We start from the raw sequence: 21276 nt of genomic DNA, 5'->3' as shown, positions 1-21276 counted from the left end.
AAAGGAGGATGCCCGTCATGACTGAACCATTATTTTTCGAGCCTGTTTTTAAAGAAAGAATATGGGGCGGCACGGCTTTAGCCTCTTTCGGCTACGAGATTCCATCCGAACAAACAGGGGAGTGCTGGGCTTTCGCCGCCCATCAAAATGGGCAAAGCGTCGTGAAAAACGGCATGTATAAAGGGCTCACGCTCAGCGAATTATGGAATGAACACCGCCATTTATTCGGACATATAAAGGGAGACCGCTTTCCTCTTCTGACAAAAATTTTGGACGCTGCCCAAGACCTATCCGTACAAGTGCATCCAAACGATGAATATGCAAAACGGCATGAAAACGGGGAGCTTGGAAAAACGGAATGCTGGTATATCATTGATTGCAAAGAAGATGCGGAGATCATTTACGGCCACCATGCCCAGACGCGGGAAGAACTGGTCTCAATGATCGAACACGGGAAATGGAACGAGCTCTTGCGCCGCGTCAAAGTGAAGCCGGGAGATTTCTTCTATGTGCTGAGCGGAACCGTCCATGCGATCGGAAAAGGCATTTTGATTTTGGAGACGCAGCAGAATTCAGACACAACTTACAGGCTATATGATTATGACAGAAAAGATGCTGAAGGAAATCTGCGCGAGCTCCATTTGCAAAAAAGCATAGAAGTGATCGATGTCCCATCTTCGCCTGACCGCGAAGACGTTCAATATGAAACAGCGGGTGATGTCAAGACTGCCGCACTGATTGAGTGTCCTTATTTCTCAGTAGCAAAATGGGATGTAAAAGGTTCAGCCTGTTTCAAACAGGATAAACCGTTTCTTCTTGTCAGCGTCATAGAAGGGGAAGGGCAAATCAACGCGACTTGCGGCAACGATTTTTCTTTTAAAAAAGGAGATCACATGCTGCTGCCTGCGGGCTTTGGAGAATTTACAATCGCCGGCCGTGCAGAATGTATCGTCTCAAGCCTGTCAATTGAATAAGCCATCAACGGTACACTTTCTGAACAGACCATCAAAACGATGGTCTGTTTTATTTTTGCGAAAAAAGAATTCCGGCTTGCCAAAAAGCGTTCGCCACAAGGCTGACAATTCATATTCCCAAGCTTTCACAAGTAAAATAGAGTAAACCAAAAAACATTTGGAAATCTTCCAATTATTTGATAAGCTGATATTAAAAGCTTCATAACTTACACATCAGCTGCACTGCCCGGGGCTTTTCGCGGAACAGCTGCTTCATGAAACAAAAAGCGGGTCTTATGTTCCGGCGACAGGCAAAAGAAAGGCCTGCTAAATGACCGAAACAACCGTGCCCCTCATAATTGATTGGTCTTTATCTGGATGAGAAAAGGAGACGATGATTCGTATCAGGAAAAATGTAAGCGGATTCATCGTCTTTTTATCTCAGTTTATCACTCTTTTTAGCGGAAGCGAGGAGGAAAGCAATGGGGAAAGCAAAACTTCGATGGAATGAACCCTTGATTTCTCAACACGAATCGGCTGCTGAAGGATTTACGCCGGAAGATTTCACAGAGGAAGATCAACTGATTTCAAAAACGACAGAATCATTTGTCAAAAACGAAGTCATGCCCCTTCTTGAATCGATCGATCAGCAGGATCACGAAAGCGTGAAAAAATTGTTTCAAAAAGCGGGAGAGCTCGGCTTGCTCAGTATCGAAGTTCCGGAGGAATACGGCGGCCTTTCACTCAGCAAGAAGCTTTCCGGGTTAGTGGCAGAGAAAATGGGAGCCGGCGGATCGTTCAGCGTCTCCTTTAATATTCATGCCGGAGTCGGGACATTGCCGTATATTTATTATGGAACAGAAGAACAAAAACGAAAATATCTTCCAAAACTGGCATCGGGCGAATGGATTGGAGCATATGCTCTGACAGAGCCTGGCGCAGGCTCAGATGCTTTAAACGCAAAAACGACGGCGGTCTTGAATGGGGATGGAACAGCCTGGGTATTAAACGGGGAAAAACAGTGGATTACGAACGCGCAAGTAGCTGATGTATATGTTGTCTTTGCAAAAACGACGGAAGGCATGACAGCATTTATCGTCGAACGTTCGTTTAAAGGCGTATCCATCGGACCTGAAGAGAAGAAGATGGGAATCAAAGGTTCTTCGACGGCAACCTTAATCTTGGAAGAAGTCGAGGTGCCAAACGACAATGTTCTAGGTCATGTCGGGAAAGGTCATCACGTCGCTTTGAACATTTTAAACATGGCCCGCTTAAAGCTCGCGTTTTCGAACATTGGAATGGCAAAGCAAGCATTGAACCTTGCCGTTAGCTACGCCAAACAGCGCAAACAATTTAACAAGCCGATCATCGGTTTTTCAATGATTCAAGAAAAGATTGCCGACATGGCGATTTCGATTTTCGGCGCCGAAAGCGCTGCTTACAGAACGGCAGATGGCCTGGACCATGTTTTAAATTCGGCTGAGCCATTAGACGACAGACTGAGAAAACTCACAAACTATGCATCCGCATGCGCGATCAATAAAGTGCACTGCTCCGAAATACTCGACCGAAATGCAGACGAGGCGGTGCAGATTCATGGCGGCTACGGATACATGCAGGAGTACGAAGTCGAACGTTTGTACCGGGACGCGAGGATCAGCCGGATTTTCGAAGGGACAAACGAGATTAACCGTTTGACGATCGCCAAACTGATGATGAAAGAAGTGCAGCAAAACGGCATCTCAGAGCCGGAAGCTCAATTAAGCAGCGGGGAAAACCGAAACCGGCAGTTTATTCAGTTGTCCAACAGGCTTTTCGGCAACACATTAAAAGCGCTTAAACGCTCCCGCGTAAACATTCAAAAGGAGCAGGAATACGCGCGGATTCTCGCCGACATGCAAAAAGAAATCTATGTGATGGAATCCGCCGCCCGCCGGACCGAAAAAGCAATCCAAAGAAGCGGAAGTGAAAAAGCACGGTTGAAAGAAATGATGACGAACGTCATTTGTGAAGAAGGCTTCCGCAAAATCGAAGAAATGGCGGTGACCACCTTATCAGGCATAGCATCTGATGAAGCCGATAGAAAGCTCGCATTGGACGAAGCTCGCAGCCTTCCTTTGCCCCTTTTCAGCAATCTGTTTGCTCAAAAACGCGAAATCGCAGAGAAAATAGCCGCTCATGAAAAATATACGGTGTGATCGGAGGGAAACCGTTTGAAAAAAATCGGATTTATCGGTTTAGGCAATATGGGGCTGCCCATGTCGAAAAATCTGCTTCAGGAGAACTTTACGGTGTATGGAACAGACCTTAACAAAGAAGCTGAATTGGCCTTGCATCATGCAGGGGGAACGATCGGGATTTCAGTTGAAAAGATGGTTGAAGAGTGTGACGCCATCCTGACAAGCCTTCCTTCATCAAAAGCTGCAGAGGAGGTTTTTCTGGGGAAAAAGGGGCTCGTACACCTGGCTGAACCAGGCGTCCTTCTGATTGATACAAGCACGGTCGCTCCTGAACTGAATATCCGGATTGCAGAGGAAGCGAAAAGCAAAGGGATCGATTTTCTTGCGGCGCCGGTCAGCGGCGGTGTGATCGGGGCGGTCAACCGGACGCTTACCTTTATGGTCGGGGGGGCGAAGTCCGTTTTTGATAAAGCATTGCCTATTTTCAACGTATTGGGCGAGAATATTTTTCATGTGAACGAAAACATCGACAGCGGAACAAATACGAAGCTGATCAACAACCTCTTAATCGGTTTTTATACTGCCGGCGTCAGTGAGGCCTTGCATCTTGCCAAAAACAGCAATCTCTGTCTCGACCAATTGTTTGAGATGCTGAACGTCAGCTACGGGCAGAGCCGAATCTATGAGCGCAACTATAAAAGTTTCATAGCGGATGAAAACTATGAACCTGGCTTTTCTTTGAAGCTGCTGCTGAAAGACCTTGGCTTTGCACTCGATTTGGCTGAGAAGAACGAGGTTGAACTGCCGGTGAGCAAGATTCTCTTCGGCATTTATGAAGACGCCGATCAGAACGGATACGGCGACAAAGATATGTCTGTTTTATACAAAAAAATAAGCGAACAAAAGACAACTTATCAGTAAGGAGAGGTGAAAAAACACATGATCACAACGAATGCAAAAAAAATGATGAACCATATCGACGGGGAGTGGGTGAATTCCTCAGGTACGGAAGCTGAAGAAGTCTTCAATCCTGCAAACGGAAACGTCATCGCTTATGCGCCTCTATCTATGAGAGCGGATGTAGATCGCGCAGTGCAGGCTGCCAAGCACGCTTATCAGACCTGGTCACTTGTGCCTGTCCCCAATCGGGCGAGACTTTTATACAAATATTTGCAGCTTCTTCAAGAGCAAAAAGAACAATTGGCAGACATCATTACGACGGAAAACGGCAAAACGTTAAAAGACGCCCGAGGCGAAGTGCAGCGCGGAATCGAAGTTGTTGAGCTTGCGACAGCCGCACCTACTTTAATGATGGGAGAATCCCTGCCCGCGATAGCAGGGGGCATCGACGGATCGATTTGGCGCTATCCTTTGGGGGTTGTCGCCGGTATTACGCCGTTTAACTTTCCAATGATGGTTCCTCTGTGGATGTTTCCGCTCGCCATTGCTTGCGGAAACACGTTCGTCCTGAAACCTTCGGAACGCACTCCTATTCTTGCCGGGAAGCTTGTCGAGCTGTTTTATGAAGCCGGGTTTCCGAAAGGTGTGCTGAACCTCGTTCATGGAGGAAAGGATGTTGTAAACGGAATATTGGAGAACGATGATATTAAAGCTGTCTCCTTCGTCGGTTCAGAACCGGTCGCAAAATATGTGTATCAAATGGGCACAGCCAACGGGAAACGCGTTCAGGCGCTGGCCGGCGCTAAAAACCATGCGATTGTGATGCCGGATTGTCACCTGGAAAAATCGGTTCAAGGCATCATCGGGGCGGCATTCGGAAGCAGCGGAGAACGCTGTATGGCCTGCTCCGTCGCGGTGGTCGTTGATGACATCGCCGATGACTTCATGGAAATGCTCGTGTCTGAAACACGGAAGCTGAAGACAGGGGATGGCAGATCAGAGGATCACTTTGTCGGCCCGCTGATCCGCGAAGTCCATAAACAACGCGTTCTTGACTATATCGACAGCGGTATAAAAGAGGGAGCCGCACTCGCCGTGGACGGACGCAATCCGGATGTTCAGGAAGGATATTTTGTGGGAGCCACGATTTTCGATCATGTAACACCGGAGATGAAAATCTGGCAGGACGAAATCTTTGCGCCGGTCTTGAGCGTCGTCCGCGTACAAGACCTTGATGAGGGGATCGAGCTCGCCAATCAATCCAAGTTTGCCAACGGCGCTGTCATCTACACGTCGAGCGGGAAAAGCGCCCAGCAGTTCCGCGACAAAATCGATGCCGGAATGATCGGCGTCAATGTCAACGTACCGGCTCCGATGGCATTCTTCTCCTTCGCAGGGAACAAGGCCTCTTTCTATGGAGACCTTGGGACAAACGGAAAGGACGGCGTCCAGTTTTACACGCGCAAAAAGGTCGTCACTGAACGCTGGTTCTAATTGTTAACATAAGGCTCCCTCTCAAGCGTAACAGATTTTTTCAGAGGGGCCTTTTCTATTTAAACAGGGAGGGATCAATATTGAACTTGAAATATGCCACACTTAAAACAGAACATAGCATCACGACCGTCACGTTGAACAATCCGCCGGCAAATACACTCTCTTCTTCCTGTATCGCCGAATTGCGCTCTCTTTTTCGGGAATTGGCCCGCGACGAGGAGACAAAAGCGATCATCATCACAGGAGAAGGACGATTTTTTGTGGCGGGAGCGGATATAAAAGAGTTCGTTTCAAAACTCGGGGACGAAAAACAAGGGTTGGCACTCGCAAAAGGGGGCCAGGCGCTCTGTGATGAAATCGAAGCTTCCAATAAGCCCGTCATTGCGGCGATAAACGGACCGGCTCTTGGCGGAGGCCTGGAACTTGCGATGAGCTGCCACTTCAGAATCGTATCAGACGATGCAACACTCGGCCTTCCCGAATTAAAGCTCGGCTTGATTCCCGCGTTTGGAGGTACACAGCGGCTTCGCAACATAACGGATACAGCGACAGCACTCGATCTCATCCTGACAGGCCGAACGCTTTCAGCTCAAGAGGCGGTAGAGTTGAATATTGCGCAGATGGCGGTAAAGGGGGAGGAACTGATGAAGACGGCAGCAGGGGTCGCGTCGTCTTTCATCGAAGGAAAAAGCATGACCAGCGTGAGGCGCGCCGTCGAATGTGTCGTACAGGGCGCCTCTGAAAGCATGGAACAGGCACTGGAGAGAGAGCGAAACAGATTCGCCGAGCTGTTTGTCACTTCAGATGCCAAAGAAGGAATTTACGCATTTGTCGAAAAGCGCAAACCAAACTTTCATCATTCATAAAAGGAGTGGATCCAGATGTCCGATGACGTGCTGTTTTCCGTTAATCAAAACGGCGCCGCAGCGATTGTTCTGAATCGCCCGAAAGCGCTCAACTCCCTCACATACGACATGATCCGTCTGATTGGTGAAAAGTTAAACGAGTGGGAGACAGATCAAAACGTTTCTGTTGTGGTCATCAAAGGTGCAGGACCAAAAGGACTGTGTGCCGGAGGGGATATTAAGGCACTCTATGAAGCACGTTCGTCTAAACAGGCCCTGCAAGAAGCCGAGCGCTTTTTTGAAACAGAGTACGAAGTCGATATGGCAGTCCATCGCTTTCCGAAACCGATCATCGCCTGCTTGGACGGGATCGTCATGGGAGGAGGCGTCGGCCTGACATACGGGGCCAGCCACCGGATTGTCACGGAGACGACAAAATGGGCGATGCCCGAAATGAATATCGGTTTCTTTCCGGATGTCGGGGCAGCCTATTTTTTAAACAGAGCTCCGGGACACATAGGAAGATATCTTGGCTTAACGGCATCTGTCATCCATGCGGCAGACGTGCTGTATATCAATGGGGCAGACGCCTACATGGAGAGCAGCGCTTTAGAACGATTGATCCAAACAGTGGAACAAACAGATTGGCGTCTTGCAAACGTTGAAGAAAAGCTCAATCAGCTGATCGGCGAATCGAAAACGAAGCCCTCCCAAGAAAGCACGCTCGTCCGTGATCAGCAAGCGATTGACCGTCATTTTAAGTATGATAAGCTCGAAGAGATCCTTCAATCGCTCGAAAGCGAAGGAAGCACTTTTAGCTCGAATGTGAAAAAAACGATGCTTTCCAAAGCGCCATTTTCATTGAAAATCACATTGAAACAGCTGACGGACGGACGTCAAAAAACATTGGAAGAATGCTTTGCAACAGATCTGGTGCTGGCAAAGAACTTTTTGAAGCACGACGATTTCTTCGAAGGCGTCCGGTCCGTCCTGATCGACCGTGATCAATCACCGAACTACAAGTACCGGCACGTTTCAGATGTAACCGATGAAGCAGTGGACCGGTTTTTCCAACCTTCTGAATCTGTCCGATTTTAAAAGCGGGAGCTGACGATTAATGTCAGCTTTTTTTGTAAACCTCCCACGGTTTTTATCTGGGGGGCCACCAACAATATGCTTAGGTACCATCGGCTTTAATTCATTGATTAAGAGGGCTGAGTGAACCTAAGCTTTCGATATTCTTCATATCAAAGGTGTATACTCCAAGAAAATTAATATGTTCCCATCCCAATTCCCCTCGTTTCCCAAAAATAAGGCGCTCGCAAGGCCATTCATGGTCTCACCTTTTTTCACTGATACGACGACGTAAGGATTCATTTGATATGTAATCCAAAATTAGAATTGTATTTTTCAATTCCTCCACGTGATTCTCATAATCCACACTAATCTCAACGATAAATGTTTCCTGTTCAATGATATGGTTTTATAAATTCGTTGATCATTGATGCTGTACATTCATTAGGATCATTGGAGAGTACCTCAGCTTTTAAAAAAACTGAGGTCATTTGTTTCAATATAATTACACCTGTAGTTGAACATCAAAACAAAAACTACAATTTTGATATCTTGCTTTTACATTCGCAAACGCGTACAGAGGGTCATCATAGGAGATATACTATGGATGGAGGTTACGCCCAAAACAATGCTGAATAAGGGAACTGGCGTATAACAAGGTTTCGAATAATATGAATTAATAGGGGGTTATTATGAAAAATAAAATACATTTTAATTTTTACAAGCTTTGGCTAGGACAGTCTGTAAGTTTGTTAGGTACCCAGTTTACAATAGTAGCTTTGCCTCTTTTTGCATTAGAGGTGCTACAAACAAGTGAGGCAAATGCTGCCATGCTTCGTGGGATTATATTCATACCCTACCTAATTTTCGGATTAGTAGCTGGTGCTTTGATAGACATCCTTCACAGAAAAAATATTTTGCTAATTTGTAGTATATGTCAAGGCGTTTTATTTTTAGCAGTATTCATACTGACTGTAACAAATATAATAACGTTCCCTTTATTGGTGTTTCTCATGTTTTTGAATGGAGTATTTACTACGTTTTACAACATTGCAATTCCCTCTTTCTTGCCTGAAATATTAACAGATAAAGACAACTTTAAAAAAGGAAATGCACTACTAGCTCTTTCAGAGTCTCTCTCTATAGTAATTGGTCCTATGCTAGCAGGAATCGTTATTACTCTAGTTGGATTAACTGGTTCTTTCACTGTTGACGCAGTAACGTATTTTGTTTGTTTTGTGTTTGTATTATTTATTTCAAAGTTTAAACCGCATACAGAGGGCTCTTTAAAAAACGCAAATATAAAATCCGTATACAAAGACATATATGAAGGTTTGATATATTTTAAAAAACACCCTGTATTAGAACCAATTGTAAGCTGTGGCGCTGTTTACGGTTTTTTTAAATACATACTAAATAGTATTTTAGTAATATTCCTTTATAAGGTAATGGGTCTATCTGAACTTGAAATAGGCTTTGTTGTAGGTTCAGCAGCGGTGGGATTTTTAATAGGCAATACATTACTCATGAAAAAAAGTCAACAAATTAATAATACAAAAATGCTTATTTATAGCGCTACTGTATCAGTTATCGGTCTGGCCTTTATACCGATAATGGGATATTTGGGAACCGTTTACGGTATAGTAGCTGCAAGTATCATACATGGCATGGGAGAAGGTGTATTTGGCCCTTACTCTGCAACCATACGACAACTTGCTTCACCAAGTCACATGCTAGGCAGAGTAAATGCTGTACAGCGTACGCTTAATTGGGGAGCTTGGGCATTAGGAAGTTTTGCTAGTGCATTTTTAGTTTCTATATTCGGGCTTCAAACTACGTTATTTATAGGGGGCTTCGGAACAACATTGTGTTTAATGATGTTGTTAAGGCGAGGCGTATCAAAAGGAACCGAAATTGAATATACGAGTTCATTATAGAGGAGATGATTATGATGTATAAGATATCAAAAGGAATCGACATAGAAAATACACCACACATTTTATTTATAGGGGGATGGACAAAACCTATACAAGATGCTTTAGATAGGGGGTATACTGTTTCGTATATAGGGTCTTACACTAAACACATATACTTTGATGGAACTATTTTAGAAAAGTGTTTCTATAAAAAAGAAATAGACACAACAAATATACCCTTGTCTGTATACTATGCTGAAGAATTGTACAAAGAGAAACCATTTGAGGTGGTAGTATCTTTCAACGAAGCAGCCTTAGATACGGCTTGCATAATTGCAAAGATTTTTAATGTTAAAGGACCTTCTTACAATGCTAATATGATAACCCGCAATAAGGACATGATGCGTGAAATTCTAGCAGGCAAAGACTTTTCGATAGATTCGACAGTTTGCAATAACATAAAAGACATTGATGAATTTTTGAACAAAAAAGGCAGCATTATAATAAAGCCTCCGATTGGTGCAGGTGGTATAGGAGTGTCTAAGCTAGACACGGGAGATAACGTAGAGGTATTTATTAAAGATAATGGTATTCAACTACCTGTTTTAGTGGAAGAGTACGTTGAAGGTGACGTAGTTTATACGGTCGAAACCGTTTCTTATAACAAAAAACACTCTATACTAGCTATATCAGCTGAAATATTTAAAGAAGATACGTTTATAATAAACTATACTATTATGCCGGCACCTATAGATGAATCCCAAAAAAAATTAATCATTGAGAAAGTAATGCTATTTTTGGAGGACATGCAACTGGAAGACGGCATTACTCATACAGAGGTAAAGTTAGACAAACAAAAAAAGCCAATAATCATAGAGTCTCAAGTTAGGATAGGTGGCGGAAACATATGGAAAATGGTGGAACTAACAACCGGCATATCTCAATTTGGATACTATTATGATGCGTTAGCTACCAAGACTATAGATGAATTTAGATGTGTACCTTCAAAATGTCAAGCTATGTCTTTAAGCTTGATTCCAAAACCAGGTTGCATAAAAGAAATCAAATACAATGAGCTAGCTAACATTTCCGAGGTCGTATTAATTGATCTATTTGTAAAAGAGGGTGACACCATATCACCTATTGTTGACAGTACAGGGCGCAAAGGAAGTATATTATTTACAGCTAAGGATATAGAACATATGTATGAAGTTGCTTATGAAATATGTGACAATATAACATTTGTTTATCAGGACTTGTCAGAATGGAAACCTTCATTTAAAAAGAAATGTGGCACATGACTTGTCTATGTCAAGGTGCCTCAAAAAAGAACTCTTCAAATTCGAAGGGTTCTTTAAATTTTTATTCGCTGTTTGGTTATGCACGGTATTCAGCTACGATGGTATTATCTCAAACAGTACAGCGTTACACTGGCGATGATGCAGGTATAATCGGTAGAATAAGAGGAAGCAAGAGATCATCCTAAAAAGGAAGGAACAATGAAAAAAATCATGATGTTTTTATTCATTTTTATCATCGTATTTTGCGCGGGTGTTTTGTTATTCATCAATTTACACCCCGTGTTTGGGGGAAATCCAAGCACAGAACAAAAAAAGCTGTATCAAAGCTTTGACAATTATGCCGATGGCAAATTTGTCAATCAAGTTCCGGAAAAGATGGATATGGGCGGAATCTTCGGCGTTTTCTCGATGATGAGAGACGCTGTTTCCGGCGGCAAGGAACGCAACCCTTCCGGACAAATCCCTGTTTCTGAGATTGATTGGAGCACAGTTAAAAGTAACGAAGACAGCTTAACATGGTTTGGACATTCCGCTTTTTTATTGAGCATCGATCGCAAAAAAATACTCGTAGATCCTATGCTGGGGCCAATTGCTTCACCCGTATCATTTATCGGAAGCAGACGCTACAGCGAAGACATCCTGCATATGGTCGATGATATGCCGCCGATTGACGCCGTCTTGATCACACATGATCATTATGATCACTTAGATTATCCATCCATCTTAAAACTGAAGGAAAAGGCCGGTCATTTCTTCGTTCCCCACGGAGTCAGCACACACTTGATTCGGTGGGGAGTTGAGAAAGAAAAAATCACAGAGCTCAATTGGTGGGATGAAACGGAGTTTCAAGGTTTGACGATAGCCTTGACACCGTCCAAACACTTTTCGGGTAGAGGATTGTTGAATCGAAACACGACCCTGTGGGGCGGCTGGGTTATCCTCGGAAAACATACGCGTTTTTATACGAGCGGCGACGGAGGATATGATGAACATTTTAAGGAAATCGGCAAAAAATACGGCCCTTTTGATATCACCTTAATGGAGGGCGGTCAATATGACAGACGCTGGTCCGGGATTCATATGACACCCGAACAATCTGTACAGGCCCACAAAGATGTAAAAGGAAAGAACATGATGTTGATTCACTGGGGCGCGTTCACCCTCGCCTATCATGGCTGGAAAGAGCCGATTGAACGTGCTTTGAAAGAAGCTGAGAAAAAAGGCGCCAACATGATTGCTCCCGCGATTGGTGAAACAATCCTGTTAAACGGCCAATACTCGCTTCCCGAGTCCTTTTGGTGGGATATGTAAGCAGGTGATTTGCACTCCCTTTGCAACTCTAAAAAAAGCCGTTTCCAGCGCAGACTGGAGACGGCTTTTATCACGAAATTTCACAAAACCCCTTGCGTTAAAGTGGACTTTAACGATTATTCTGTAGATGCAGCTTATTCGCAGCCTTAATCGAAAAAAAGCAAGGAGAGTTATGATGTTAGTAACAAAATCAACAGTTCGGCTTCCGCGAGGGCTACAGGCCAGACATACGACTCTTTTTGTCCGCAAAGCGATTTCATTTAAAAGTGAAATCGTACTCGCGAAAAACAGGCAGACAGCGAACGGGAAAGATTTGATGGAAATCCTTCAATTAGGCGTTCAAGAAGGGGATGAGATCACGTTAATGGTCAATGGAACGGATGAGCAAACCGCAAAGGAAACTTTGGAAAAATTCCTTTTGAATTTGCTGCAATGAGAAAGAATGCAAATCAATTTTCATCCGCTTTCAAGGACATTTCCTGATTCTTTTTTTCTAATCCATCATAGTACGTGATTTTCTCGTCGATCTTTAAAAAGGTGCGTTCCAGGACTCTTTGTTTTTCAAGCATTTTTTCTTTATGTTTTTCAAGTATTTGTTTGCGTTTCGGCACGGTCCAATCTCCTTCTTTTGTTAAATTGACGATTTCCCGTAATTCCGAAAGCGCAATGTCGGTTTTTCGCAAGCAGATCACAAGCTCCAACCACGACAAATCTTTGTCTTCAAACATTCGGTTTCCATTGGCGTCTCTTTTAATAAAAGGCAGTAGACCTTCTTTTTCATAATATCGGAGTGTATGTGTAGGCAAGCCTACTTTTTCAGCAACTTCTTTTATAGAATACCCCATTTTGAAAAACCTCCATCATATTCATCAATATTCTAATTGTCACAACACACAATGATTATAGACCTTAAAGTGGGCTTTAACGCAAGCCAAAGAAAGAGAAGCTATTTTTCAGAAAAACTTCTTGCCTTAAAGCGAACTTTAAGGTTTAACCTTAACTTGCACCTCTTCTCAATGAATGGGCGCGATATGACGTAAGGAAAGGATAGATATATATGTGTAATCAGCAGAAAAACATCTCAACCCGAGTACTGAGTGTTCGGAGTGCCAAAGCAAAATTTGAACAGACCACAATTGAAAGAAGGGAATTAAAACCGAATGATGTGTTAATCGACATTAAGTACAGCGGCATTTGCCATTCGGATATCCATAGCGCTTACGATGAATGGGGAGGCGGAATCTTTCCAATGGTTCCGGGACATGAAATCGCCGGCGTTGTCAAAGCAGTGGGACCAGACGTTAAAAAATTTGCTGTCGGCGACCGCGTCGGGGTCGGCTGCTTCGTTGACTCCTGCGGCGAATGCGAATACTGTCGGAGCGGAGAGGAGCAATTTTGTACGAAAGGGGTGATCCAAACGTATAACTGTTTAGACTACGATGGTCATCCGACATACGGCGGTTACAGCCAATACATCGTGGTCAAAGAAGACTTTGTTGTCCGCATTCCGGACAATCTGAACTTGGATGTTGCAAGCCCGCTCTTATGCGCGGGCATCACCACGTACTCTCCTTTGAAGCATTGGAACGCAGGCCCCGGCAAGAAAATTGCCGTTGTTGGAATGGGGGGACTCGGCCATGTCGCCATCCAATTCGCGCATGCCATGGGGGCAGAAGTAACGGTCCTGAGCCGCTCTTTGAATAAACAAGAAGAAGCCTTGCGTTTTGGCGCAGACCATTATTTTGCAACTAGTGATCCTGCCGTATTCACTGAACTGGCCGGCCGTTTTGATCTCATTTTAAACACGGTGTCCGCCAATCTGGACGTTGATGCTTATTTATCGCTTCTTCGCGTAGATGGAACACTTGTTAACGTCGGCGCACCGGCAGAACCGGATCAATACAGTGTGTTTTCCTTAATCATGGGCCGCCGCAGCATTGCAGGTTCGCTTGTCGGCGGCATTCGCGAAACACAAGAGATGCTTGATTTCGCTGCTGAACACGGCATAGCTCCGCAGATTGAAGTCATCGGAGCTGACCAAGTTGATGATGCGTATGAGCGCGTACTTCGCAGCGATGTGCGTTATCGATTCGTGATTGATATCTCCACTTTGTAAATCATATTTAATGCCAGACAGGCCAGTCATTTTATTTGACTGGCCTTTTTTCGCATGATCCGGCAATTTCAGCGGAGCGGATGGACATACAGCTTCATTCTATATGTCTCGCTTGGAAATTGGCGGGCTTGGCACTCTGAAAAAGAGCAGCTTAGGCGACAAGAGAGTCAGAGCTGAGACGTTCTCCCATCAATTAGATTTCCTTACCGCTCTCATGATGACATATACGATGCCGAATACGATTAATACCGAAATGATTGCAGGCCCTAATGGCATTTCACAACCTCCCACATGTGAATTTCCTTCCCATTATTATTTTTACATGTTGTAACAAACTTGTAAATCAACTTCAAAGAAAGAGCATGACGCAATTTTTTATATGGACGAAACCTTTGACAATACGAGTAACAGCTACTATAGTAGGATAGTACTTTTATTTAATATTTACTGATAATTCAGGACATTTATCATTAAAATTTTTATCGCGCTACACTGCTGACTACTAAAAACATATGAATAGCTTAACTCGAATCGGAGGACTCATCATGGCAAAAAAAATTCCTTTTTCATTTATCCTAATCATAGGACTAATGCTGTTTGCATTATTTTTCGGTGCAGGAAATCTCATTTTCCCGCCTATGCTTGGTCAGATGGCCGGAGAGAATGTATGGACAGCCAATGCAGGATTCTTAGTGACCGGAGTCGGATTGCCATTACTCGCCATTACGGCATTCGTTTTTTCAGGAAAAAATGATTTGCAGTCTCTGGCCAGTCGTGTGCATCCATTGTTCGGCATTGTATTTACGACGGTTCTCTATTTAGCAATCGGCCCTTTTTTCGCGATTCCCAGATCCGGTAATGTGTCGTTTGAAATAGGGGTTAAACCTTTTTTATCAAATGATGCGGGTCCTGTTGCCTTAATCATATTTACCGTATTATTTTTCACAGTGGCCTGCTTGCTGTCCCTGAATCCAACTAAAATTATCGATGTAATCGGAAAATTTTTAACTCCTATTAAATTAACATTTATCGGATTGCTCGTCGTTACGGCAATTATTCATCCAATCGGAAACTTTCAAGCTCCGTCTGCAGGATATGCATCACACGTATTTTTTAAAGGGTTCAAAGAAGGTTACTTTACACTTGATGCCCTTGTCGCTTTTGTATTTGGAATCATCATTGTGAACGCCATGAAAGAGAAGGGAGCGGTCTCCAAAAAACAGCTCATGATCGTTTGTGCAAAATCGACGGCGATTGCAGCGGCGCTCCTGGCTCTGATCTATTCAGCGCTTTCATATATGGGGGCTTCCAGCGTTGAAAAACTGGGTCTTTTAGAAAATGGAGCCGAGGTTTTAGCGAAGGTTTCATCCTATTATTTCGGACCATATGGTTCCGTTTTTTTGGGCTTAATGATCACGGTAGCATGTCTGACAACAAGTGTGGGACTCATCACAGCATGCTCTTCGTTTTTCCACGGCTTGTTTCCAAACATCTCCTACAAAAAAATTGCTGTCATTCTATCAATGTTCAGCACCCTTGTAGCAAATATAGGATTAACACAGCTGATTAACGTTTCAATGCCGGTTTTAACAACTTTGTATCCCATTGCGATTTCTTTAATATTCTTAACATTTTTACATCCCTTATTTAAAGGGAAGAGGGAAGTGTATCAAGGCAGTCTGATATTGACCTTTATCATCAGCCTGTTTGACGGCCTGAATGCTGCCGGACTCAAAATTGCAGCTATTAATCAATTTTTCAATCAGTTTCTCCCGATGTATGACATCGGATTAGGATGGGTGCTTCCGGCGATTTTAGGAGGAATAGGCGGCTATCTCATTCATAGACTGCGGAAGTCTGAATAAACTCATAAACATGGAGGCAACCCTATGATCCCAGGGTTGCCTTTTTCTTTCAAATGTTTGCGATGGTTTTCCATAAATGGATATTCTATAATGGTGTTAGTTTATCCATTTTGAAAAGAAAAGAGTGCTGAGTATGAGAAAATGGTATTTTATTTTATCAGCGTGTATTTTAGTTTCTGTTATCATCGCTTTTGCTTACGATAAGACCGGAGCAAAAGAAGCAGAACCGGCTAACAGCTTGTATGTTTCCCCAGATGGAAATGATCAAAATGAAGGAACGAAAGAAAAGCCGTTTCGAACTCTGAAACAGGCAGCAAAAAAAGCTGTCCCCGGCACAACTGTTATGATTCGGGAAGGCACGTATCATGAAACGCTTGATGTGAAGGAGAGCGGGGCGGCTGAAAAGCCTATCACATTTCAAAACTATGAGAATGAAAAAGTCATCATCAGCGGAGAATCTATTCGGGACGCTGAATATGAAACACCGCTCATTCAGATTCACAATCAACAGTACATTACAATCAGCGGACTGACAATTCAAGACCTTTCCGTTTCATCGGAAGAAGCAACCGCCATGGGAATTTATGTTTCAGGCTCCAGCAGTCATATTACCATTAAAAACAATCACGTCCGGGATATAAAAACAACAGCGGATGACGGCAATGCCCACGGGATTGCCGTCTATGGCTCCGGCAGCATGAAAGACATCAAGATCGAGGACAATACGGTTGAAAAGCTGACACTCGGAGCGAGTGAAGCGGTTGTACTGAACGGAAACATTGACGGTTTCACGGTGAGAGGCAATGTGGTTCGCGACAATAACAACATCGGAATTGATCTGATCGGATATGAAGGAACAGCCGCTCAAAACGATTTTGTGCGCAACGGTATCGTAGAAAACAACACGGTTTACGATAACTCCACTTACGGAAATCCTGCCTATGGTGATGACTACTCGGCAGGGGGAATATATGTTGATGGAGGACAAAGTATTGACATTAAGAAAAACACGGTTTACGGCAACGATATCGGGATAGAAGCAACGTCGGAACATAAAGAGAAATATGCCGATGATATTCAAATAACCGACAACAAAGTGTATGAGAATGCGTACACGGGCATTTCTATCGGCGGATACGACCAAAAGCGGGGAGGCACAAGCCATTCTGTCATTGCACACAATATTGTTTACCGTAATGATACAAAGGGGCTGGATGGCGGACAGCTTTTGCTCCAGTATGATACAAAAAACAATACAATCGAAAAAAACATCATCACAGCAAGCGATTCGCGAATATTTATCGCAAACGATTTTACGAAAAATGAAGGAAATAAAGTGAATCATAACGTGTACCACAAGGAAGCCGGCAAAGACGGCCTGTGGATTTGGAAGAAGAATGAATACGACTCGTTTTCGCGATACCAAAACGCAACAAATCAAGATCAAGACTCGATTTATGCCGATCCGATGTATCGCGACGAGACATCTCATGACTTTACATTAGCTCCGGATTCACCGGCTTGGTCTGTGATTAAATAATTCCAATGAAAACAGGCATAATTAAGGAGATAAAAAAAGAACTTGTTAAGACGTCTCTAAAATAAAAATTCCACCTGGAGAAATAAAAAGATATATTGATGAAGTGCCTAACAATTTTCAAGGATATTATTAAAAAATACAATATGTACAAGTTAAGTTGATGGAGGAAAATACAATATGAGTGAAATCAGCATAGAAATATTAATATTCTTAGTCGCGGCTGGATTCGCCGCAGCTTTTATCGATTCTGTTGTAGGCGGTGGAGGACTTATCTCTATTCCGGCTTTGTTATTTGCCGGACTTCCGCCGTCTGTCGCATTAGGAACAAACAAGTTGGCAGCTACGATGGGTGCTTTAACAAGTACGATAAACTTTCTTCACTCGGGGAAAATTAACAAAAAACTTGTCATTAAATTGCTGCCTTTGTCAATTATCGGAGCTGGAGCAGGTGTATATGTGGTTCAGTTAATCCCGTCCGAATTTTTAAAACCCATTATTCTGATCTTGCTCATTCTTGTAACAATTTATACGCTTTTTAAAAAAGGCTGGGGAATGGAGTCCAACTTTAAAGAATTGACGAAAAAAACGGCTTATTTTATTGCATTAGCCGCATTATTGCTGGGGTTTTATGATGGATTTTTAGGAGCGGGAACAGGATCTTTCCTCATTTTTTCATTTTTGCTTTTAGGCTTTAATTTTGTAGAGTCAGCGGGGAACGCTAAAGTATTAAATTTAGGAAGCAACATTGCAGCACTTATAACATTTATGTCATTCAGTTCTGTTAACTTCCAATATGGAATTCCGATGGGAATTGCGATGATATTCGGCGCCCTTGTGGGTACGAGAGTAGCTATAAAAAATGGCGCTGCGTACGTTAAGGTATTATTCGTTGGAATCACTGTTGTATTGATCGGAAAAAGCATCTGGGATTATGTGCAAAAGTATATCATGTTATAGTGCATAAATGACGAGAGGGGAGTGTACAAGAAGGTAAATGTTGATCTATTGTATGCATCATAAACACTAGTCAAATAAGGAACCTGTAATTTAAAGGATCCACCTGAGTGTTCTAAAGGGCAAGTCATTCCTGAGGGTTGATGGATATCTCCGACCTGATATTGACGAAGACCTGATTTCTTCTATGTTTGAGTCAATGCAGTTTCATTTAGTCATGAATTCGATATGAAGGACTCTAAGCTGCAACATAAGATTAGCAAGTACCATAAATATTCTGAAATTGTTGGCGATCTCAAGAAAGCCAAGGAGTAGCTATGATTCACTGAAGATAGGATGTAATCGTTTCACAGTTTTGAAAAGCGCTTATAGCGCAATGTATGTATTTCACATGCGTCATTTTTATTCATTAAGGGGGAACAAGAAAATGAAAACTTATGACGCATTTCCAGAACCAATTGGCGGCTATACTGTCGGTCGAACCCAGATCGATTTTGAGTACACGGCATCAGATCACTCAAAAAGAGAACTGACGGCGTTTGTGTACTATCCGTCGGACAGTAGCGAAGGCAAGACTGCATCAACGTACATGTTTCCTGAGGTCTACGAAATGCTTGATGAGCAGCCACTTCTCACTGCGTTGAAGGATGCTTACTCTATAGATATCAAGACCCAATGTTACGACGACCTTGCTCTCTCCGGGACAGAAAAGCGCTATCCGGTGTTATTCTATGTTTGCGGCGGGGGTGGTTCTCCAGAATGGGGTACAGTGATCTGTACAGACTTGGCAAGCATGGGATATGTTGTGGTAAGCATCGGCCATCAGAATAGCACGATGTATAAGCGTAAAGATGGGCGTCTGTTTAATATATCAAAGGATTTTTCGGATGTCATTTTGACATTTTCTGAAGATCCGGAGATGCGGGAATTGTCTGGTAAGATGGAGATGAGGCCAGACGATAAAACAGCCATTGAAATGTGCCGTAACGTGCATTCACTGCCGATAATTAGCAAGTTAACAAAGTATTGTGAATTACAGGCGGAAGATGTAAGATATGTAGCCGATTATCTTTGCAAACTGGACTCCGGCGAGCTGAATTCCATCTTTAAAGACAGATTGTTGCTTGACATCGGCATGGGCATAGTCGGACATTCTTATGGAGGGCCTACGACGGCGATTGTTTGCCGGGACGACGACCGGTTCGCCTGCGGGATTGGCTTGGATAGCGGTGCGTTCGGCCTTCTCGACAGTGACCTTAAGAAACCCTTTTTGCTGCTGTTTTGTGAACCTAACTTTAACATGAATGCGATCATTGGCGCTAACAATAGCAAGGAAACCTATTATTTCTCTGTTGATCGTGTTGCACATTTAGATTACTGTGATATCGTGTTTACCAATGTTAATGAGGAACTCAGAGGCGAACGGGATGCTATGGAGATGCGAAGTCTTATTACAGACTATGCGAAGAACTTTTTTGATCATTACATACTGCAGAAGGCTGCAAGTGTGGAAAGTCTGGCATACAATGGCGTCGACTTGATCAAGAAGACCAGCAACAAGTGACATACGCATGTCAAAGAGCCAGCCGTACAGACACAGAGCCGATAAACCTATTACGCGGTTTATTTCAGGCATTGTTTTCTATTTGAGATGATAAGCGGTGTTTTCACCGTGAAAAACACACTTGAAGATATTAGAAATTGGCTGGATTCTAGAACAGACATTGAGATTACAAACCTATCAACAGACTGAACCAAGAAAAAGAAGCTGCGCTTGAAAACAAACTTCTCATACCGAATAAGAAGCGTATAGCTCGATTTATTAATTGGACTATGTATTAACAAAAGAAAGAACCTTAAAAATAACCGGATGAATATCGGAACAAGGGAAGTGCTTAACTTATTGCCTCTCTTTTTCAAATCTAATTTTAGTTTACATAATATATATTCTCGGAAGTTAAGTGTTACAAAGAAATTCTGTCTCAATCTCAAAGTATACTCAAGTTAGTGAGACAGAATAAAAAATTTAGCGATACACTGAATATACAGCAATTTCTTTTCCCCATTTATGTATCGTTTTTTCTAAAGTCATGCCGGTGCGTTCGGCTACTTTTCTGGACGGCAGATTTTTCGCATCAGGTAAAGATACGATTTTTTTCAGTTGAAATGACTCAAATCCATATTGTTTGCATGCTGATGCTGCTTCGGTTGCATAGCCGTTTTTCCAGACGCTCCGTTTAAACAAATAGCCGATTTCCATTTCGTCCGATCCTTCGACTTCCTGTGGCACGATGCCGCATTGGCCGAGAAATTCGCCTGTTTGTTTATGTTCGGCAACCCACAGGCCGGTTCCGTGTTTTTCATAGTTTTCAAGCGTCCTGTCGATCCATTGCAATGTCTGTTTTTCATTCTTTGTCGATGGATAATATTCCATGGCTGTCGGGTCAGAAAAGATTTCGAGCAGGTTTTCGGCGTCATCACGCTTCATTTTTCGCAAAATCAGCCGGTCTGTCTTCATGATCGTGTCTTTCATGGTTCTTCTCCCCCTTATTTTATTGATTATGGAGATGTTAATTCCCGATAAACCGTTTCTAATTCTTCCAGTGTCAGATCTCCGTATGCGCATTTAATCACGGCATCTGCGAATTCATCATAGTCGTCATCTGTTGAAAAGCCTTGCTGGAGCGTTTTGGCGTAAAGCTCGATTTGTTCTTTTCGCTTTTCAATGTCTTCCTCTTTGCCTGCGTAATCCGGTCCATTGATCGTGTCGTAGTGTTCCTTGACAAGCACCATGTATTGCTGCAATGTTTCATTCATACATCCATCT

General features: G+C 43.1%; 18 protein-coding genes and 1 pseudogene. 15 read left to right on the top strand and 4 right to left on the bottom strand.

The features are described from left to right. Window positions 1–17 precede the first annotated feature (17 nt). The 6 genes from manA to MST20_RS05555 all read left to right on the top strand — a co-directional run bounded on the left by manA (window position 18) and on the right by MST20_RS05555 (window position 7470). Complete coding sequence (manA, locus tag MST20_RS05580) at window positions 18–974, top strand: mannose-6-phosphate isomerase, class I (RefSeq protein ID WP_481747882.1); 957 nt, start codon at window positions 18–20, stop codon at window positions 972–974. 461 nt (window positions 975–1435) lie between these two features. Then, window positions 1436–3151, top strand: coding sequence for an acyl-CoA dehydrogenase family protein (locus tag MST20_RS05575; RefSeq protein WP_243940637.1), 1716 nt, complete (start codon window positions 1436–1438; stop codon window positions 3149–3151). A 15-nt stretch (window positions 3152–3166) separates the two neighbouring features. Further along, the gene (locus tag MST20_RS05570) at window positions 3167–4054 is read left to right on the top strand and encodes an NAD(P)-dependent oxidoreductase (protein ID WP_243940635.1); all 888 of its coding nucleotides are present in this window, start codon (window positions 3167–3169) and stop codon (window positions 4052–4054) included. Between the two features lie 18 nt (window positions 4055–4072). Beyond that, window positions 4073–5527, top strand: a complete 1455-nt coding sequence (locus MST20_RS05565; protein WP_243940633.1) for a CoA-acylating methylmalonate-semialdehyde dehydrogenase — start codon at window positions 4073–4075, stop codon at window positions 5525–5527. An 80-nt stretch (window positions 5528–5607) separates the two neighbouring features. Further along, on the top strand, window positions 5608–6393 hold the full coding sequence (locus MST20_RS05560; protein ID WP_243940631.1) for an enoyl-CoA hydratase-related protein: 786 nt from the start codon (window positions 5608–5610) through the stop codon (window positions 6391–6393). A 15-nt stretch (window positions 6394–6408) separates the two neighbouring features. Then, entirely contained in the window at window positions 6409–7470 is a 1062-nt protein-coding gene (locus MST20_RS05555) for an enoyl-CoA hydratase/isomerase family protein (protein ID WP_243940629.1), read from the top strand. Window positions 7471–7570: 100 nt separating this feature from the next. Here the strand turns inward: MST20_RS05555 and MST20_RS21345 are convergent. Next, window positions 7571–7786, bottom strand: a pseudogene (locus MST20_RS21345) (Tn3 family transposase); the annotation flags it as partial. Window positions 7787–8138: 352 nt separating this feature from the next. Between MST20_RS21345 and MST20_RS05550 the strand changes: the two are divergent. The 4 genes from MST20_RS05550 to MST20_RS05535 all read left to right on the top strand — a co-directional run bounded on the left by MST20_RS05550 (window position 8139) and on the right by MST20_RS05535 (window position 12410). Beyond that, window positions 8139–9383 (top strand): MFS transporter, encoded by a 1245-nt coding sequence (locus tag MST20_RS05550; protein ID WP_243940627.1) that lies wholly within the window; start codon window positions 8139–8141, stop codon window positions 9381–9383. 14 nt (window positions 9384–9397) lie between these two features. Next, complete coding sequence (locus MST20_RS05545; protein ID WP_075213286.1) at window positions 9398–10663, top strand: ATP-grasp domain-containing protein; 1266 nt, start codon at window positions 9398–9400, stop codon at window positions 10661–10663. 210 nt (window positions 10664–10873) lie between these two features. Then, a complete protein-coding gene (locus MST20_RS05540) occupies window positions 10874–11974 on the top strand; it encodes an MBL fold metallo-hydrolase (protein WP_243941171.1) in 1101 nt (366 codons plus the stop codon). 172 nt (window positions 11975–12146) lie between these two features. Further along, complete coding sequence (locus MST20_RS05535) at window positions 12147–12410, top strand: HPr family phosphocarrier protein (RefSeq protein ID WP_243940625.1); 264 nt, start codon at window positions 12147–12149, stop codon at window positions 12408–12410. Between the two features lie 13 nt (window positions 12411–12423). Here the strand turns inward: MST20_RS05535 and MST20_RS05530 are convergent, their stop codons facing one another. After that, window positions 12424–12819: a MerR family transcriptional regulator gene (locus MST20_RS05530; RefSeq protein WP_243940623.1), complete on the bottom strand. Its 396-nt coding sequence runs from the start codon at window positions 12817–12819 to the stop codon at window positions 12424–12426. A 212-nt stretch (window positions 12820–13031) separates the two neighbouring features. Here MST20_RS05530 and MST20_RS05525 point away from each other — a divergent pair, with 212 nt between their 5' ends. From MST20_RS05525 to MST20_RS05505, 5 genes are all read left to right on the top strand, one after another. After that, a complete protein-coding gene (locus tag MST20_RS05525; RefSeq protein WP_243940621.1) occupies window positions 13032–14090 on the top strand; it encodes an NAD(P)-dependent alcohol dehydrogenase in 1059 nt (352 codons plus the stop codon). Window positions 14091–14635: 545 nt separating this feature from the next. Beyond that, window positions 14636–15955 carry a branched-chain amino acid transport system II carrier protein gene (gene brnQ / locus MST20_RS05520; RefSeq protein WP_243940619.1) on the top strand — a complete coding sequence of 440 codons (1320 nt, stop codon included), beginning with the start codon at window positions 14636–14638 and terminating at the stop codon, window positions 15953–15955. A gap of 133 nt (window positions 15956–16088) precedes the next feature. Beyond that, window positions 16089–17495 carry a right-handed parallel beta-helix repeat-containing protein gene (locus MST20_RS05515; protein ID WP_243940616.1) on the top strand — a complete coding sequence of 469 codons (1407 nt, stop codon included), beginning with the start codon at window positions 16089–16091 and terminating at the stop codon, window positions 17493–17495. A 177-nt stretch (window positions 17496–17672) separates the two neighbouring features. Next, on the top strand, window positions 17673–18452 hold the full coding sequence (locus MST20_RS05510) for a sulfite exporter TauE/SafE family protein (RefSeq protein ID WP_243940614.1): 780 nt from the start codon (window positions 17673–17675) through the stop codon (window positions 18450–18452). Window positions 18453–18876: 424 nt separating this feature from the next. Continuing rightward, window positions 18877–20013 (top strand): alpha/beta hydrolase, encoded by a 1137-nt coding sequence (locus MST20_RS05505; protein WP_243940612.1) that lies wholly within the window; start codon window positions 18877–18879, stop codon window positions 20011–20013. 462 nt (window positions 20014–20475) lie between these two features. Here MST20_RS05505 and MST20_RS05500 read toward each other — a convergent pair whose 3' ends face one another. Further along, window positions 20476–20982 (bottom strand): GNAT family N-acetyltransferase, encoded by a 507-nt coding sequence (locus tag MST20_RS05500; protein ID WP_243940610.1) that lies wholly within the window; start codon window positions 20980–20982, stop codon window positions 20476–20478. Window positions 20983–21008: 26 nt separating this feature from the next. Beyond that, entirely contained in the window at window positions 21009–21266 is a 258-nt protein-coding gene (locus MST20_RS05495; protein ID WP_243940608.1) for a YnfE family protein, read from the bottom strand. Window positions 21267–21276 lie beyond the last annotated feature (10 nt).

Origin of the sequence: Bacillus sp. B19-2 (genome assembly GCF_022832475.1) — a bacterium.
Taxonomy (GTDB): Bacteria; Bacillota; Bacilli; order Bacillales; family Bacillaceae; genus Bacillus; species Bacillus paralicheniformis.
This window is presented reverse-complemented; position numbering and strand designations above follow the sequence as displayed.

Coding starts and splice junctions, on each gene's coding strand:
- MST20_RS05530 (WP_243940623.1), bottom strand. CDS start 12,819: ATGGGGTATTCTATAAAAGAAGTTGCTGAAAAAGTAGGCTTGCCTACA.
- MST20_RS05565 (WP_243940633.1), top strand. CDS start 4,073: ATGATCACAACGAATGCAAAAAAAATGATGAACCATATCGACGGGGAG.
- MST20_RS05535 (WP_243940625.1), top strand. CDS start 12,147: ATGATGTTAGTAACAAAATCAACAGTTCGGCTTCCGCGAGGGCTACAG.
- MST20_RS05575 (WP_243940637.1), top strand. CDS start 1,436: ATGGGGAAAGCAAAACTTCGATGGAATGAACCCTTGATTTCTCAACAC.
- MST20_RS05550 (WP_243940627.1), top strand. CDS start 8,139: ATGAAAAATAAAATACATTTTAATTTTTACAAGCTTTGGCTAGGACAG.
- MST20_RS05540 (WP_243941171.1), top strand. CDS start 10,874: ATGATGTTTTTATTCATTTTTATCATCGTATTTTGCGCGGGTGTTTTG.
- MST20_RS05525 (WP_243940621.1), top strand. CDS start 13,032: ATGTGTAATCAGCAGAAAAACATCTCAACCCGAGTACTGAGTGTTCGG.
- MST20_RS05495 (WP_243940608.1), bottom strand. CDS start 21,266: ATGAATGAAACATTGCAGCAATACATGGTGCTTGTCAAGGAACACTAC.
- MST20_RS05500 (WP_243940610.1), bottom strand. CDS start 20,982: ATGAAAGACACGATCATGAAGACAGACCGGCTGATTTTGCGAAAAATG.
- MST20_RS05555 (WP_243940629.1), top strand. CDS start 6,409: ATGTCCGATGACGTGCTGTTTTCCGTTAATCAAAACGGCGCCGCAGCG.
- MST20_RS05545 (WP_075213286.1), top strand. CDS start 9,398: ATGTATAAGATATCAAAAGGAATCGACATAGAAAATACACCACACATT.
- MST20_RS05505 (WP_243940612.1), top strand. CDS start 18,877: ATGAAAACTTATGACGCATTTCCAGAACCAATTGGCGGCTATACTGTC.
- MST20_RS05515 (WP_243940616.1), top strand. CDS start 16,089: ATGAGAAAATGGTATTTTATTTTATCAGCGTGTATTTTAGTTTCTGTT.
- MST20_RS05510 (WP_243940614.1), top strand. CDS start 17,673: ATGAGTGAAATCAGCATAGAAATATTAATATTCTTAGTCGCGGCTGGA.
- manA (WP_481747882.1), top strand. CDS start 18: ATGACTGAACCATTATTTTTCGAGCCTGTTTTTAAAGAAAGAATATGG.
- brnQ (WP_243940619.1), top strand. CDS start 14,636: ATGGCAAAAAAAATTCCTTTTTCATTTATCCTAATCATAGGACTAATG.